Genomic DNA, 17,396 nt, shown 5'->3' with positions numbered 1-17,396 from the left:
GCTAATGTCGGGATGTAGCTCAGCTTGGTAGAGCACCTGCTTTGGGAGCAGGGGGTCGCATGTTCAAATCGTGTCATCCCGACCATTTTATTTTATCTACATATGCGGGTGTAGTTCAATGGTAGAACTCCAGCCTTCCAAGCTGGTAGCGTGGGTTCGATTCCCATCACCCGCTTTCATGAAGAAGCCCTGAGGGGCTTCTTTTTTTGTGTAATTTTCTTGAATCTTTAACTTCCGCTTTAACTGCAACCATAACCATAACTTATCTATAACTTATGCCTAACAGAAAACCCGCCGAAAATTCCGGCGGGTTTTTGCTTATGCTTATTTTGCATTTGTTTCTATCCTGTAATCGAAAGCTTATTCTGCAGGTCTGGATTACAATGCGTTGGAAGAGCGAACTCCGAGAACCGTCTGCTCGCCTGCAGTGACAGGCCCCTGCGTCTGAGGCTGTACGTCCAGCACGCTGTCGATGCCGTCCGGCACCAGGATTGGCGTGACAGCCGAGAGACCTGCTGCACGGATTACATTCAGATCAAACTCCAGCAGAAGCTGTCCGGCTGTGACACGTTCTCCGCTCTTTACATGGGCGGTAAAGCCTTGTCCTTTGAGAGAGACGGTATTGATGCCGACATGGATCAGAAGCTGGGTGCCGTTGTCGTGCTCGAGAATAACGGCGTGCTTACTCTTGTCCATTACGTGAGCCACGGTGCAGTCGAACGGCGCGAGTACACGGCCTTCCGCAGGGTCGACGGCGATGCCGCGTCCCATATGGCCTTCGGAGAACGCCGGATCCGGCACTTCCGACAATGGAAGGGCAGTGCCGGTAATTGGCGACCGAACTTCCAGCAGAGTGCTTGGAGATTCAACGACTGTTTCCGCCGCTGCATAATCCGAAGCAGCTGGGGCTGCATTCGAAGCTGCAGCAGAAGTCGATACGGAAGCTGCCGTAACTGCAGCCTTCTGTGTACTGCTTGTAGACGATTCGCTGCCTTGGGCACTGCCAGCTGTCGACGTATTCTCTACAAGGTTCTGGTCATCCTTGTAGCCGAACAGCCAAGTCAGAGCGAATGCGACTGCCGCACCGACCACGTTGCACAGAATGTACAGCGGGAGCTGATTGTTCAGGTACAGCAGCGTACCCGGAATAACGGTTACGGCCATGCCAGTACCTGCAAGGTGCAGCAGGGAGGCCAGGAAGCCGCCGACTCCGCCGCCGATCAGACCCATAATGAACGGTTTCATGTAACGCAGGTTGACGCCGAAGATGGCCGGTTCGCTGATGCCGAGGAAAGCGGACAGCGACGAAGGCAGCGCGAGTGCCTTCAGCTTGTTGTTCTTGGTCTTCAGGCCGACAGCCAGGCAGGCTGCGCCCTGCGCCGCCATTGCGCAGGTAATGATGGCGTTGAACGGATTGGAGCCGGTCCGTTCCAGCAGCTGAATCTCCAGGAAATTGAAGATGTGATGTACGCCTGTTACTACGACGATCTGATGGAAGAATCCGATCAACAGGCCTGCAATGCCGAAAGGCAGATCGAGCAGGAATGTTGTTCCGTGCAGAACGACGTTCTCCAGCGAATGGAACACAGGTCCGATCACGAATAGTCCCAACGTAATCATGACGAGCAGCGTGATAAACGGTGTCAGGATCAGATCAAGCGCTTCGGGTACTCTTTTGCGCAAAAATTTCTCGAACTTGGCGCCGAGCAGGCCGACGAAGAAGGCGGGCAGCACCGAACCTTGATAGCCGACCACCGGAATAAATCCAAACATCGTCAAGGCTTCGGCGCTGCCGTCAGCGACAGCGTAAGCGTTCGGCAGCGCCGGATTGACCAGCATAAGACCGAGAACGATACCGAGGATGGGACTGCCCCCGAACACGCGGAACGCAGACCAGGCAATGAGCGCCGGCAGGAACGCGAAGGCTGTGTCGGTCAGAACCTGCGTGAACAGCAGGAAGTTAGGCGAAATGCTATCTGATGTCGCGCCGAACCAGGCCAAGACTTGATCCTGCGTCAGCAGACCGCGCAGACCCATAAACAGGCCAGTAGCGACCAGGACCGGAATAATTGGGACGAAAACGTCGCCAAATGTGCGAACAGCGCGCTGGAAAGCATTACCCTGCTTTTTGCCCTGACTCTTGATATCTTCTTGGGAAGTGCTTTCGATACCGAGCTTTTCTACTTCTTCAAAAATGCGATTGACCGTGCCGGTGCCGAAAATGATCTGATACTGGCCGGAATTGAAAAAAGCGCCTTTGACTTTATCCGTATTTTCAATACGGTTCTGATCGATCTTCTCTTGGTCGTGTACCATGATGCGAAGCCGGGTTGCGCAGTGCGCGAACGAGGCGATATTTTCTTTGCCGCCGATGGCTTCGACGACCTCACGTGCGATGTCGCGATTTTCGGACATGTCGTTCATTCCTTTCGGGAGTGGGCTATCATTCAGGATGTCAGTTGTTGAGATTTCATGAGGGCTTCGATCGCCGCTGTATCAGGCAGAGCGGAAATGGCTCCTTTATTTGTCGTGGTGAGCGCTCCGCTTGCATTGGCAAAGTGCAAAATTTCTTCATGATAGTTGTCGAGTATATCTGTGAGTCGATCCGGAGCGGCTTCCCGCTTCAGCAGATGGAACAGAAACCCGCCTACAAAAGCGTCGCCTGCACCGGTTGTGTCTTGAGCCTGTACTTTGAAGCCTGGAGCGGTGTAGCGTCCATTCTTGGTATATAGTTCTGCTCCTTCGCTGCCGCGTGTGTAGACGACGGCTTGTACATCGCCCCGGAACAGAGAAGAGATCGCCGTTTCGATATCCGAGATGCCCGTAATGAACTCCAGCTCTTCGTCGGAAATTTTGATTAAGTGCGCTTTAGGCAGGAATTCCAGAATCGCCCGGCGGCAGCTTTCGGCATCGCTCCACAGAGGCAGACGCACGTTAGGATCGAAGCTCACAAGTCCGCCCGCTGCCTTGACCGCATGAATTGCTTTGCGGTGCGCCTGTTTCATCGGGCTGTCGACAAGATCGACCGAACCGAAGTGCAGAATGTCTCCGGCTTCGAACAGGTTTCCGTCAATCTCGGTTTCCGACAGCAGCAGATCTGCCGACGGATTGCGGTAGAAGGAGAAATCCCGTTCGCCGTTCTCCTTAAGGGAGACGAAGGCCAAACCGGTATTGGCTTCGCTTGTCCGAAGCACATGCTGCGTATCCACGCCGGCATTTTGCAGCTCCTCCAACAAGAAGTCGCCGAAGGCGTCGCTGCCCAGCTTGGTCAGCAGGGAGGATGGAGCTCCGTATTTGGCGACAGCAGCCGCTACGTTCGCGGGTGCTCCGCCTGGTGCTCGTTCAAAAGCTGTTACATCTTTGAGCGCACAGCCTTTTTGCAAAGGAATAAAATCGATCAGTACTTCGCCAATCGCGTAGAGACGGCTCATGGTTTCACCTTCCCGTTATTATAAATGTCGGCCGGACGTTCTTGAGGAATTGCGCCTTTATGATATGGCCAGAATGAAGCTTCAAATGCTGCGCTTCCACCGTTCGCGAAGAACGAAATCCCCGTGCTTGACGGATCTGGGAAAATGCGGGCGGTGAATACTTCTTCGCCGTCGCCGACGAAAATTTCCACGGAGGAAACATCCACAAACAAACGGAATTCGAGTGACTTTCTGTCCGTCTCATTCTCCAGGGTACAGCTGCGGGTCGTGCCGTATGCCGGACTTGCCGGAGCACCCGAATTTGATCGGTCAAGTGTGACCGTGCCGCTGCCGGCCTCGTAGGAGAGCACTGTTCGTTCGGATTCGCTTGTACGGAATTCGATGCCGAATGTGCCGCTGCTGTCGAACTGCTCAATGGTGAAGCTCAATTCGTAAGAAGAACCTTCGGCTCCTTCGAAGCGGCGGGTTTCGTCGTTCAATAGAGTGGAGAAGGAACGTTCCTCGCCCCGCAGACCTGCCAGTCCCGCAGCAGGACGCTGAATCAATCGTCCGTTCCGGATAGAGAGTTCTCGTGGCAGCGTCAGGCAGTGTGCCCAGCCATTGTCGTCCGTCGGATATTCTAGATCGGGCAGCCCCATCCATCCAACGAGCAGCCTAGTTCCGTCCGGTCCTTCCGTCGTCTGCGGTGCATAGAAGTCAAAGCCCCGGTCCAATTCGATAAATTCGCCGTGGTTGAATTCGCGGGTCGCTGTATTCAGTGGAGAGCCAAGCAGATACCCCGATTGATAAATATTGCGGAAGCGATCGCCTTCCGGCTCCAGCCCCTGCGGACAGAGCAGCAGTACGCCTGTGCCGTCCAATTCGAAATAATCCGGACATTCCCACATATAGCCGAAGGAAGGGAGAGAAGTCTTAAGCTCTCCTTCAAACGTCCAGTTTATCAAGTCGTTTGAACGATACAGAACAGCGGCTCCTGTCAGGTCGCTGCGCTGGGCGCCGATGACGGACAGATAGGAATCGCCATCCTGCCAGACCTTGGGATCGCGGAAATGATCGGTATAACCTGCAGGGATATCCGTAATCACCGCTTGTTCGTGCTTCGTGATCGTGCCATCCTTGTCCATGATCGCAAGACACTGATACGGATGGCGAATCCAGTCGCTGTCCCGAGTGTTACCTGTATACATCAGATGCAGGCGATCGTCCTTGACGATAGCGCTGCCGGAATAGGCTCCGTGCGAATCGTAGGAGTCGCCGGGCTCCAGTCCGATTCCGGCATCTTTCCAGTGCGCCAGGTCGGAGGAGACGACATGATACCAATATTTCATGCCATGGTCCGTTCCGAGCGGGAACCACTGATAGAAGAGATGATATTCGCCGTTGAAATAGGCGAATCCATTAGGGTCGTTGAGCAGACCGGTATGCGGCTGAATATGATAGCTCTGCCGCCAATCGCAGAGATCGACTTTTTCGGCCAAGTGCATCAGCTCGCCCGGTTCCGCCTGCCGGAGCAGCCGGTATTTTTGTTCGCGTGTCATTTTCATATGAGCAGGCATCCTCCGGTTTTTCAGAACCGGTTCCGTTTCGAAATGAAATGGATCGAAATGAAAAAAGGAACCGGTTCCGTTTGTAAATAAAAAAATAAGCCTTCTGTCAATCTACGAAGTCGGTTCCAAGAAGCGGACGATTGTCCGAACAAAACTGGAACCGGTTCCGATTGCATTATACCGAAGGCTTGTTCAAATTGTCAACGCTTTCTTGAGAATGGAACTCAACGTCTAGTACTCTGGAATGTTCAACTTCTTGGCCCGCAGTCAGCTTCAAAATGCTTTGTGCCGCTAGCCTGCCTGCTTCAAAATACGGAAAACGTACGGTAGTCAGCGCCGGATGGATAATTTCGGTTACTTCATAGCCACCGAAGCCGGTAACCGACAGATCCGATGGGATCGAAAGGCCGCGTATATGAGCCGTTTTTACGACGCCTAGCGCGATATTATCGGTAGCGCATACGATAAGCGTAGGCGAATAGTGATCCAGAATCTGTTCTGCTGCCAGCCGGGCATCGGAAATCTTGAAGCTGCTCTCGAAATAACGAACTTCGCAGTTCGGATACTCCGCTGCTGCCTGACGGAAGCCTTCTTTACGATGCAGGCCGACCGCTTCGTCTTCTTCGGTAACGCCCAGATAAGCGATACGGCGATGCCCCATTTCCAGCACATGACGCCCCATAAGCAGCCCGGCCCGGTGATCGTCATAGACAAGACTATGCAGTTCCCGATGGCCCTGGCCGACGAGGAGAACGGGAATGCCTACTGCTTCTGCTGTCCGCAGATGCTGCTCCGTAACTTCAGTAGCCATAAGGATGATTCCAGCCACTTTTTGCCGGGCAAGATCGATCATTGCTTCAATCTCCCGCTGACGATCCTGTCCAGCATTGTACACGAGCATTCTGCCGCCGGATGTCCGCAGTTCTTCATCAATGCCGGTCATCGTCTGCGCAGCTGCGAACGAGTCGAGCCGCGGAACGATGGTTCCGATCAGATTTGTCCGTTTGGCTTTGAGGCTTTGAGCGAACGTGTTGGGCACATAACCGGATTCCCGGGTGATACGTTCAAGTTTTTGCTTTGTTTTGGCACTGACGGAGCCGCCGTTTAGGTAGCGGGACACCGTGCTTTTGGCAACGCCTGCCATTTGTGCAATATCCGATATGGTCTTATTCATGTCAGCTGATTTCTCCTTACGTTTTGCTATGCCGATTTTACCACGTTCACACATTGTTTGCAGATGCGGGGTATCGAAAACGTATCGAAATGCCGATAAAAGGAAGGAAGAGCTTTTTATCTGAGCAAGAATCCAAGATAACAGGCCCAATTGAGGAACGGAGAGTGGTCGATTATGGAAAACCGCATGCACGGGAAAAGGGAAGCCCGAATTGAAAAGCAAATCGAAAATCGCATCGAAAAGCGAATCGGCGGCGGAATCCGGATCGGAATCGCGCTGATCGCAGGCATCGGACTGCTCGTTTATTTGGCTTTTATCGCAGGCGTAATCTTGATGGCCGGGACGGGACTGCATGCGGTTTGGGGATTCATTTTCGGCTGATCGGTTAAAAGAGGTTGTCACCGCTTTCAAATTTCGTTATACTGGCGGTGTTTACACAATCTGTAGAATTTGAGAGGTAACCACTATACGATGAAGTATAAAACGCATGACCTCATCTAACTCGGCATACCCGCTTTTTTGCACCATTCGGTCAACCGACCGTTTATTCGAATATGCAAAAAAAGCGGAACATGACAGACGAGCGGCGAAACGTTCGACTGCGGCAGGAGTGAGAGAGGGATACGTGCGTCTTCCATCGGGAGTGTGTGCCTCTTTTTGCGTACCGTTTTTTTCGGAATCCTTCCGGCGGCGCGCCTATCCTCCCGTGAAATACGCAGGTTTCTGCTCAATCCTTTATTCTCCTAAGTCCGCAGCGGCATTTTCCGCTCTGCGGACTTTTTTATTTGGAGAGAGGATGGTTTTTTATGCGTACATGGATGATCGCCAGAGATTTAGAGAAGGACTGGAACGGCCGAACGCTTTTTGAAAAGGTGAACATGGAAGTGACGGAAGGCGAGCGGTTGGCTCTGTTCGGACGCAATGGCTGCGGGAAGACGACGCTGCTGCGCATCTTGGCCGGCATGGAAGAGTCGACAGGAGGAAGTGTAGAACGGCTGCTGCCGCTTGAAGAATGGGGCATGATGAAGCAGCACGAGGAGATTCCTGCAGAAGTGACCGCGCTGGAACGGGCTTATCGGGAGAATGGGGAGCTGTATGCGCTGAAGCAAAGGCTTGATGCTCTGACGCGGGAGATGAGTGGAACCGGCAGTGAGGCACAGCAGGCGCTGGAAGCCTACGGTCCGGCATTGGAAGCCTATGAAGCGCTGGGCGGATTCGATTGGGAAAATGAAGTCGAGAAGCAGCTTCAGCGCATCGGTCTGCCGCAGGAAACATGGAACCTGCCTTACGCTTCGCTGAGCGGAGGGCAGAAAACAAGAGTGCGACTGGCGGCGCTGCTGGCCAGATCGTCGAAACTGCTCATTCTCGACGAGCCGACCAATCATCTGGACGAAGAGAGTCTGCATTGGCTTGAAGAGCAGCTCAAAGCTTATGCCGGTACGCTGCTGTTCGTTTCGCACGACCGGCAGTTTATCGATGAGGTAGCGACGGCAGTCTGCGAGCTGAACCCGGACGGAATCCAGAAATACCGCGGCGGTTACACCGATTATAAAGGGCATAAGGAGCGCGAACTGCGGGAGCACGAGGCACTGCACAAGAAGCAGGAGCAGCAGAGAAAAGCGCTGGAGGAGTCGATCCGCAATTACCAGCAGTGGTTCAAGCAGGCACATAATGCCGCTACCCACCAAAGCGAGGTCAAGATTACGCAGAGCTACTACAAAGCCAAAGCGAAAAAGAACATTTCCCGTTACCACGCCAAGCAGAAGCAGTTGGAACGACTGGATGCCGAAAGCGTCGGCAGTGTGCGCCAAGCGCCGCAGCTCAAAATGAGCTTGGAAGACGAAGGCTTCGAGGCGCGTACGCTGCTGCGATTTGAGCATGTGCATTTTGCCTATGGACCTTGCGTTATTGTGAAGGATGCTCATTTTCAGTTGGATCGCGGAGACCGGCTGGCGGTGCGAGGACCGAACGGAAGCGGCAAGACGACGCTGCTGCGGCTGGCCACGGAGAAACTTGCACCGTCTTCCGGCAAGGTCAAGCTGCATTCCGGCGTGAAGATCGGATACTTTTCGCAGGAATTGGAAGGGCTGCCGCTGGAGCAGAGTCTGCTGGACAGTCTGCTGGAACTCCCAAACATGACGCAGACAGAGGCCAGGACGCTGCTGGGATGCTTCCTGTTTTCCCGCGAAGATGTATTTAAGAAAATCAGCGATCTCAGCATGGGCGAAAAATGCCGTGCGGCATTTATCCGATTGTATTTTGGTGGAGCCAATCTGCTGGTGCTCGACGAACCGAACAATCACCTCGATATCGACACACGCGAGGTGATGGAAAATGCGTTGATGCGATATCAGGGTGCGCTGCTGCTGGTGTCGCACGACCGGATGCTGGTTCGTAAAGCGGCCAATCGAATCGCGGAACTGGATGGAGAGGGCGGTTTTGAGCTGTTTGAAGGTACATTGGCCGAGCGGGAAGAAAGCCGGCGGCTGCGGGAAGAACATCCGGGCGGACGCGAAGAGAACGAGCGGCGGCTGATGCTGGAGCTGAAACTTTCGGAGTTAATGCGGGGAGAAGGAGAAAGCGGCAGTATTTCGGGTAGTCACGACAAAAAGGAAAATGATGCCGATAAGGCAGGGCATAAGAAAAAAGAGAACGCTGCCTGGCCCGGCACGTTCTCCGCTGAAGTTATGGACGAGATCCGCGAGGTGAAAAGGGAACTGGCGGAACTGAAGCATCCCGGATCTTGATCCGATATGCTCGTGATTAGCGGCACATTTCTCCGCAAAATCGCTGCAGCTTTTCTTCAGGTTTAGGACTGGATCGGCAGGCGACTGGGGTAGGAGGGAGTAGGGGGAATCGTTAGGTGGGATTTGAGATTGACGCCGCCTATTGCTTTTTAGTAGAATAGATGGGCATCTTCTATTGTATCTATCATATGACTTTCGCGATGATGGAGAAGAGTAAGCGCCGACGCCGTACAGGGAGAGAATGCCATGGATTGAGAGCATTCCCACGATCACGCCGACGCCGAAGTTCGCTCCGGAGCCGCTTTCTGAACCGGGAATTCCCGCACTAGGAAAGCCGGGTTGACGATCCGTTATCTTCGTCTCTGAGAGAAGTCCGGCCGCTGCGGCCGCGCTGTTTCCCTGTCGCATGACCGGAGGAAGGCTTCTGAATTAGGGTGGTAACGCGATCTTTTCGTCCCTTGGGGCGGGAAGATCTTTTTGTTTTACGGAGTTATTGCGCGGGTTGTCTTCGATGCGATGCCAATGTCGTGCGAAGCTGCGGCGCCTATAATACTTCCCCGGCGGGAAAGGAGTCTGCGGACGATGAGAGAACGTTTGGAACAATTGAAAGTCGAAGCGCTCGAAGAACTTCAGAGCGTAACGGACGCAAAGCATCTCGACGAGCTGCGTGTCAAATACCAGGGCAAAAAGGGCAAGCTGACTGAAATTCTGCGCGGAATGGGCGGATTGTCGGCCGAAGAACGTCCGGTGATCGGACAGTTGGCGAACGAAGTACGCGATGCGATCGACGCTGCTGTTACCGAACTTAGCGAACGGTTCGAGCGCGAAGAGACGGAACGTCGTCTGGCTTCTGAGACAATCGACGTGACGCTGCCAGGACGCAAGCTGCCGCGAGGTGCTGTGCACCCGCTGACGCGTGTTATCGAGGAGATCGAGCAGATCTTTATCGGTATGGGCTACCAGATTGCGGAAGGCCCGGAAGTCGAGACTGACTACCACAACTTCGAAGCGCTGAACCTGCCGAAGGACCATCCGGCGCGCGACATGCAGGATTCCTTCTATATTACGGAAGATCTGCTGATGCGTACACAGACATCGCCTGTACAGGTCCGGACGATGGAATCGATGAACGGCGAAGTGCCGGTCAAAGTCATCTGCCCGGGCAAAGTATACCGCCGCGACGACGACGATGCGACCCACTCCTTCCAGTTCAACCAGATCGAAGGGCTTGTCATCGGCAAAAATATCCGTATGAGCGACCTTAAGGGCACTCTGCAGCATTTCATGCGCGAGCTGTTCGGCAGCGAAACGGAAATTCGGATGCGTCCAAGCTTCTTCCCGTTCACCGAGCCTAGTGCCGAAGTGGACGTCACTTATAAGAAGAAAGGCGCGACCGAAGCCGGCTGGCTGGAAGTGCTGGGCTGCGGGATGGTGCATCCTCGCGTACTGGAAATGAGCGGTTATGATCCGGAACAGTACAGCGGCTTCGCATTCGGTATCGGCGTAGAGCGCATCGCGATGCTGAAATACGGCGTCGACGATATCCGTCATTTCTACAATAACGACGAACGGTTCCTGGAACAGTTCGCGCATCAATAGAGGAACTAATAAGCGAAACGAATATAAATTTTTGACAGCTTAAAATTGATCCATCATCCATAACGAATAAGGAAGTGAGCGGACAGTGAAAGTATCTACGCAGTGGCTATCCGAATACGTAAACTTTGAAGGCGTAACGCCCGAAGAACTTGCGGAAAAAATTACTCGCGCAGGCATTGAAATCGACGAAATCGAGCATCGCAATCAAGGAGTACAAGGCGTAGTCGTCGGCTATGTCAAACATAAGGAAAAGCATCCCGATGCCGACAAGCTGAACGTCTGCACAGTCGATGTGGGATCCGGTGAAGATCTGCAGATCGTATGCGGAGCGAAGAACGTCGACGCGGGCCAGAAGGTACCGGTCGCTATTGTGGGAGCCGTTCTCCCGGGGGACTTCAAGATTAAGAAAGCCAAGCTGCGCGGTGTGGCATCGCAGGGTATGATCTGCTCCGCGAGCGAACTCGGTATGAACGACAAGCTGCTGCCGAAAGACCAGCAGGAAGGCATTCTCGTGCTGCCGGAAAATACGCAGATCGGTCTGCCGATCGTGCAGGTGCTCGGCCTTGACGACGCGGTACTGGAATTCGATCTGACGCCTAACCGCTCCGACTGCCTGAGCATGATCGGCGCGGCCTACGAAACGGCAGCCATTCTTGGCAGCGATGTAAAGCTGCCTTCGATCGATCTGATCGAAGCTGGCGGTTCCGCTTCGGAGCATGTCAATGTCTCGATTGAAGACAAGGAACTCTGCTCGCATTACGCGATCCGTTACATTTCCGGCGTGAAGATCGGTCCTTCGCCGCAGTGGATGCAGAACCGTTTAATGGCTGCAGGCATTCGTCCGACCAACAATGTCGTCGATATTACGAACTACGTCATGCTGGAGTGCGGGCAGCCGCTGCATGCATTCGATGCCGACAAGCTTGGCGCAAGCATCGGCGTACGTTCGGCTAGAGAAGGCGAAATGCTGACGACGCTCGATGGCCAGGAACGCAAGCTGGATCCGTCGATGCTGCTCATTACCGGCGACGACCGTCCGGCAGCGCTGGCCGGCGTGATGGGCGGACTGGAAACTGAAGTTACGGAATCCACGGTCAATATTGCGCTTGAATCGGCCAAGTTCTCCGGTTCTTCCGTACGTAAGACCTCGAGAAAGCTCGGGCTGCGCTCCGAAGCGAGCCTGCGTTTCGAGAAGGAAGTCGATCCGTCGGCGGTCAATGCGGCACTTGATCGTGCGGCGCTGCTGCTGGCTCGTCATGCGGGCGGCTCGGTGGCACACGGCGTTATCGAGCAGAAGGGCGAAGCCATTCAGGAAAAAGTCATTTCTCTGTCGCTGCCGAAACTAAATGCTTACCTGGGTACAGACATTTCGATGCTCGAGCTTAAAGCGATCTTCGCCCGTCTGAACTTCAAATCCGCAGACAGCGCGCAGGGCGTACTTGACGTACAGGTGCCGACACGCCGCGGCGATATTACACGCGATGTCGACTTGATCGAAGAAGCCGCGCGTATTCACGGTTACGACAATATTCCGACAACGGTCATTGAAGGACCGACCACGCCGGGCTTCTATACAAAATCGCAGGCAGTCCGTGTAGCTGTCCGCCGCACGCTGACGCACGGCGGTTTCCATGAAGCGATTACTTACTCGTTCACGCGTCCGGAGAACACGGAGCGTTTCACGTCATTCTCGGCCGGGACACATGCCGTACCGCTGGCTATGCCGATGAGCGAGGAGCGCAGTGTACTGCGCACAAGCCTCGTGCCGCTCCTGCTGGAAGCGGCGCAGTACAACGGCAACCGCAAGAATGCCGATCTATCCTTGTTCGAGATCGGCAAGGTGTTCCATGCCAGCGAACAAAAAGTGACGGCGCAGCCGGTTGAATTGACTATGCTGGGTCTGCTGATCAATGGCAGCCGGACAGACGGTGCAATTGGCACGACTGCACGTAAAGTCGATTTCTTCGATCTCAAGGGAGCTGTGGAACGTGTGCTGGAAGAGCTTGGACTTGAAGCCGAATTCCGTGCAGATTCACCGGACGGCTTCCACCCGGGCCGCTCCGCATCGCTGTATTTGACAGGAGCGCAGGACAAGCGCGTCGGCGTAATGGGGCAGCTGCATCCGCAGCTTCAGCGAGACTACGATCTTGACGACACTTATGCGGCCGAGATTTGTCTGGACGAGCTGTACGAGAGAGCGGTACCGGAGATCGAATACCGCGATCTGCCGCGTTATCCGTCCGCACAGCGCGATATTGCCGTTGTGGTCGATCTGGAAGTTGAAGCGGGAGCTCTGATTGGTGCCGTGCGTGAATCCGCCGGCGAACTGCTGCAAGATGTACGCGTGTTCGACGTTTATACGGGCGATCGGGTTGCGGAAGGCAAGAAAAGCGTAGCGCTGTCGCTGACTTACCGTCATCCAGAACGCACGCTTACGGACGAGGAAGTGGCCGCGGCTCATCAGAACGCTGTAGAACGTCTGGAACAAACTTTTGCCGCGGAATTGAGAAAGTAAGCTGAATCCGGCAGGAGATGAGCAAAACCGCATCGAATTCTTTAGGAATCCGGTCCGCCATGCGGATCGGTGCCTTGAAGAGGGATGCGGTTTTTGGGCGTAACGTCCAGTGTTGGTCGTTCGAAACTCATATTCGAGCAACTTTCGGAGAGATCGGACGTCATAACCCGATAGAAGCAGCAGGATTGGAGAGCCCGAAATAAGAAGCGGAAATCGCAGAAGCCGGCATGGTCTGCTCAACGGATGAACACCGTAGCAGAGCAGCTGAGACGATATAACCATTCAAATGAAGCGGCGACTGAACGCCTGCAGCCGGGTTCATTCGGCAAGTAATAGATGAGTTCATACTAGGAAGAACAATGGAGAGGAGCGGGCGAATATGGCTGAACGGAAAACAGTCAGCGTGGAGATCTACGGAACGTCCTATAAAATTTTCGGAAGCAGCCAAGATTATGTAAAACGGGTAGCCCGTTTGGTCGACGAGCGCATGACGGCGATCGCAACCGGACATCCTCGTCTGGATACGGTAAGAATCGCTGTTCTGGCTGCCGTGAATATGGCGGAAACAAATATAACAAATCAGGATCTTCAGGAGCAGTTAGACGAAGTGGCGGCACGTTCCTTGTCGTTGGAGGCCGAACTGGCCGAACTGCGCAGGTCGAGCGAAGCTCAGGAAGCTGCGGCGGAGCAGCTGCGTGCGGAAAATGCCAGATTGTCCGAAGCGGAGAAAGAACTGGCCGTACGCCGAGAAGAATTGAAACGTACGAACGGAGAGCTGGAACGCCTGAATGGAACCAAGAAGCAGCTTGAAGCGAAACTGGCAGACTCCGAGAAATCCGGCCGGGAAGTCCGCGATACATTGAAGAAGACCGGCGATCAGCTGGTTTCGGAGCGTCAAACGAATGAAGGTCTGACAAGCGAGCTGGAAGCAATCCGTTTGGAACTTCGCCGTGGAGAGGAAGCGCTGGCCGAAAGCCGCGAGCAGGCTGGCAAATTGGATGCGGAAAGAGAGGCGCTGCGTACAAGTCTGGCGGAAAGCGAGTCGCGCAGGGAAGAGTTGGAGCTGGAACTTGGTCTTCTGCGTGAAGAAGAGAGCCGCCTGAACGAACTGCGAAGCGTATTGGAAGCGAAAGTAGCCGAAATGGAGCAGAAGGCCGAACGAACGGCGGAGCAGAGCCGCAAGCTTGGCGAAGAACTGAGCGGACTGCAGACCCGCGAAGCCGAACTGCGCGAGTCGCTGCGCGTGTCGGAGCTTCGCTCCGCAGAGCTTGAGGAGAGCGGCCGGGAGCTCGCCGATATTCGGGCGAAGCTTGAGATCCGCGTAAGCGAACTGCAGGAAAGCGAAGGCATCTGGAGTGAGGAAAATACGCGCTTGGAATCCGAGCTGAACGAGACCCGGCAGCGTGAACATGAGCTGTCCGAGCGTTACGAGAATGCGCGGACACTGCTGGAAGATCTGCGGGGAAGCCTGTCTGCGGAGGAAGAGCGTCGCAGTCAATTGGAAGAAGAGCTTGCAGATTTACGCGAAACGGAACGCGATCTGCGCGAAGAGCGGGAGCGGCTTCGCCTGTCGGTTCAGGAAGAACAGAGTGAACGCGAAGCGCTTCATCTTCGGGCGTCTGCACTGGCAGAGGCGGAGGCTGCCCGGGCAGCGGAGAATACCGATCTTACAGCCAAGCTGGAGTCCTGGCAGCAGCGCGAGCAGGCCTGGGAGGAAGAGAAGGGCATGTTCGAATCGCTGCTTGAAGAAGCAGAAGCTTCGCGAAGCGAGTTGAACCGTGTGCTGTCCGAAAGCCAAGAGGAAATCTCCCGTCTGAGCGGTGAATTGGAATCGATCGGAGCGGACAAATCCCGTCTGACAAGTGAACTGGAAGCTGTATCTGCAGATAAAGTGCGTCTTGAAGACGAGCTGCAGACGGCGAGCGGGAACAGTTCGCGGCTTGAGAGCGAGCTGGAAACGGCGAACAGTGAGAAAACCCGTCTGGAAGAAGAGTTGGAGACATTGCACGCCGAACAGCGCCGTCTTCAGGAGAAGCTGGATTCGCTCTCGGAAGAGAAAGACACTTTGGAGCGCGAATGGATTGCGCTGGGTGAAGAAAAAGAACGCCTGGAGAACGAACTTCAGTCTGCAAATGGAGACAAGTCCCGTCTCGCAGACGAACTGCAAGCTGTACACGCAGACAAATCGCGCTTGGAAGGCGAGCTTCAGTCTCTGTCGAACGAGAAATCCGGACTCGAGAACGAGCTGGCCGGTCTGCGGATTCGTCTGACCGAACTGGAAGCGGGAAGCGCGGAACTTGAAGAAGTGCGTTCCCGTCTTGAAGAGCGTGTACGCGAATTGAGCGGAAGTGAAGAATATTTGACCGGCGAAGCCGTTCGATTGGAAGAAGAGCTGGCAGAGCTGATGGAGCGTGAGCGTCAACTGCAGGAAGAGCTGCGTGAGCGTGACGTGGCAGCGTCCCAACTGCGGTCGCGTATTGCCGATCTGGAAAACGAATACGGAACAATGGAGAGCGAGCTGCGGAGCGAACGCGAAGCGGCAGCCGTACTGAATGCGGAAAAATCCGAATTGGAAGCCGGGCTGGAATCGGCACGAGCCGAAGGCGATTCGCTGCGGGCCGACAACGATTCGTTGTCGGACGAGCTGTCGGCTGCACTCGAGGAGAGCGCACGTCTTGCGGAAGCAGAGGCCTCGCTGGAACTGCGTCTTGCGGCGCTGACAGAGAGCGCGGATGCATGGGCTGCCGAGAAGCAGACGCTGGAAGCTGAATTGGAGGAGACTCGTATACAGGCTGCTGCTTTGAATACGGACAAGGCGTTGCTGGAGCAGCGGTTGGAAGATTCCAACCGCCAAATTGAAGCGCTTCGGAGCGAGAAACATTCGCTTGGAGCCGATTTGGAAGCGAAGAACCGTGAGATGGAGGAGACACGTACCCGTCTGGAAGCGCGGGTACAGGACTTGATCGTCAGCGAAGAATACCTGACGGGCGAAGCGCTGCGTCTGGAAGAAGTGCAGTCCGGCCTGCAGGCCGAACTGCACTCGGCGCGCGAAGCTCTGGAGGCTCTGGAAAGAGAGCGTCAGGAAGTCTCTTCGAAGCTTCAGGGATTGCAGGCGCGTGCAGAAGCGTCCGAAGCCGAACGGAATACGCTGATCGGCCGTCTTACCGATGCCGAAGAGCGCGAGCGCGAACTGAACGTACTGCGAGAGAGTCTGCAGACGGAGCTGGACCGGACGCGAACGGAACACGATTCTGCCGTGCGGCATAACGGCGAACTATCGGTCGAGCGGGATAATCTGCGCGGACATCTGAGCGAATTGGAAGAGCGGTTGTCGAAGTTGTCCGGCGAACTGGACGATTATGTCCGCCGCGAAGCCGAATGGAACGACGAGCGCGAGCGCCAAGAACGCTTGACGGGAGATCTGGAAGAGCAGGTGCACAGCCTGCGCAGTCAGAAAGAAGAGTTGGAGCAGGGGCTTGAAGCGCTGACAGCTGGCGAGTCGGAGCGTGCGCGTGAATATGCGAAGCTTGAAAACGAGCTGGCGGCTTTCCGTGAACGCGAAGCGGCAGCAGAATTGAGAGAAAGCGATCTGAAGCAGCAGCTGGAGAACGATCGCCGTGCCGCAAACGAGTTGAATGAACGTGCATCTCGTCTTGAACTGCAGATTGTTAGTCTTGAAGAAGAACTTGAAGATGCACGGAACCGGCAGATTCAATCCGCTGAAGCACTGGAGTCGGCTGAACGCGAAGCTGGCCGCCTGCGCGAAGCCGAAGCGGAATGGCAGACCGAACGTGAACGAATGTTTTCCCGGGTTGCGGAATTCAGCGGCCGAGAAGCATCATGGCGGATCGAGACGGCGCGTCAACGCCGCGAATTGGAAGAGGCTGATGAGCATCAGCGTATGCTTACGAAGCAGAAGAATGCTGCGGAACGCAAGCTTGAAGAAGCGGAAGCGCGTGCAGCAAGAGCTTCCGAGGAGAGCAGTCGCCTGCAGGTTGAACTGCGCAGCGCACAGGAAGCGAGCCGCGAACTTGAGAAACGCAGCGACCGCCTGAACGCAGAACTGGAAAAAAATCAAGCCTTGGCACAGTCTCGGGCCGAAGAGAAGGCAGAACTCGAACAGCGCCTTGCAGCCGCCGAGAACGCCGGGCGGACCGAAGGCACAGCTGGCGAAAAACTGCAAAATGAATTGAGGCAGGTGACGGAACAGTATGAAATTCTTTCCCACCAGCTCCGAATTCTTCATGTCGAACGCGAGATGGAAAAGGAAAAGCGCGAGTCGACCGAGCGGGAGCATTCGCAGCTTCGGGAGCAGTATGCCGCGCTTCAAAAGGAATATAATGAATGGATGGAGCTGTTGGAGCAGGAACAGCGGCATTAAGG

At 54.9% G+C, this 17,396-nt stretch carries 9 protein-coding genes and 2 tRNA genes; 7 read left to right on the top strand and 4 right to left on the bottom strand.

The features are described 5' to 3' along the window. Positions 1-8: 8 nt before the first annotated feature. Both F456_RS0102505 and F456_RS0102500 read left to right on the top strand, forming a co-directional pair. Positions 9-85, top strand: a tRNA-Pro gene (locus tag F456_RS0102505). Between the two features lie 19 nt (positions 86-104). Continuing rightward, positions 105-175, top strand: a tRNA-Gly gene (locus F456_RS0102500). Between the two features lie 203 nt (positions 176-378). On the opposite strand, the gene F456_RS21625 is transcribed toward F456_RS0102500, so the two are convergent. The 4 genes from F456_RS21625 to F456_RS0102480 form a co-directional block, all read right to left on the bottom strand. Beyond that, positions 379-2,415: a sucrose-specific PTS transporter subunit IIBC gene (locus tag F456_RS21625; RefSeq protein WP_018975426.1), complete on the bottom strand. Its 2,037-nt coding sequence runs from the start codon at positions 2,413-2,415 to the stop codon at positions 379-381. A gap of 32 nt (positions 2,416-2,447) precedes the next feature. Continuing rightward, entirely contained in the window at positions 2,448-3,431 is a 984-nt protein-coding gene (locus F456_RS0102490; protein ID WP_018975425.1) for a carbohydrate kinase family protein, read from the bottom strand. Then, complete coding sequence (locus tag F456_RS21620; RefSeq protein ID WP_018975424.1) at positions 3,428-4,975, bottom strand: glycoside hydrolase family 32 protein; 1,548 nt, start codon at positions 4,973-4,975, stop codon at positions 3,428-3,430. The genes F456_RS0102490 and F456_RS21620 overlap by 4 nt, the downstream gene beginning before the upstream one ends. A 178-nt stretch (positions 4,976-5,153) precedes the next feature. After that, positions 5,154-6,152, bottom strand: coding sequence for a LacI family DNA-binding transcriptional regulator (locus F456_RS0102480; RefSeq protein WP_018975423.1), 999 nt, complete (start codon positions 6,150-6,152; stop codon positions 5,154-5,156). A 174-nt stretch (positions 6,153-6,326) separates the two neighbouring features. Here F456_RS0102480 and F456_RS0102475 point away from each other — a divergent pair, with 174 nt between their 5' ends. The 5 genes from F456_RS0102475 (at position 6,327) to zapA (ending at position 17,394) form a co-directional block, all read left to right on the top strand. Beyond that, positions 6,327-6,533 (top strand): hypothetical protein, encoded by a 207-nt coding sequence (locus F456_RS0102475; protein ID WP_018975422.1) that lies wholly within the window; start codon positions 6,327-6,329, stop codon positions 6,531-6,533. A gap of 425 nt (positions 6,534-6,958) precedes the next feature. Further along, complete coding sequence (gene abc-f, locus F456_RS0102470; RefSeq protein ID WP_018975421.1) at positions 6,959-8,899, top strand: ribosomal protection-like ABC-F family protein; 1,941 nt, start codon at positions 6,959-6,961, stop codon at positions 8,897-8,899. Positions 8,900-9,481: 582 nt separating this feature from the next. Next, on the top strand, positions 9,482-10,498 hold the full coding sequence (pheS, locus tag F456_RS0102465) for a phenylalanine--tRNA ligase subunit alpha (protein WP_018975420.1): 1,017 nt from the start codon (positions 9,482-9,484) through the stop codon (positions 10,496-10,498). Between the two features lie 85 nt (positions 10,499-10,583). Further along, positions 10,584-13,013 (top strand): phenylalanine--tRNA ligase subunit beta, encoded by a 2,430-nt coding sequence (pheT, locus tag F456_RS0102460; protein WP_018975419.1) that lies wholly within the window; start codon positions 10,584-10,586, stop codon positions 13,011-13,013. Between the two features lie 379 nt (positions 13,014-13,392). Next, positions 13,393-17,394 (top strand): cell division protein ZapA, encoded by a 4,002-nt coding sequence (gene zapA, locus F456_RS21615; RefSeq protein ID WP_018975418.1) that lies wholly within the window; start codon positions 13,393-13,395, stop codon positions 17,392-17,394. Positions 17,395-17,396: the final 2 nt, after the last annotated feature.

Source organism: Saccharibacillus kuerlensis DSM 22868 (assembly GCF_000378145.1).
GTDB lineage: Bacteria > Bacillota > Bacilli > Paenibacillales > Paenibacillaceae > Saccharibacillus > Saccharibacillus kuerlensis.
The sequence above is the reverse complement of the archived record's forward strand: the minus strand, read 5'-3'. Positions and strand labels throughout refer to the sequence as shown.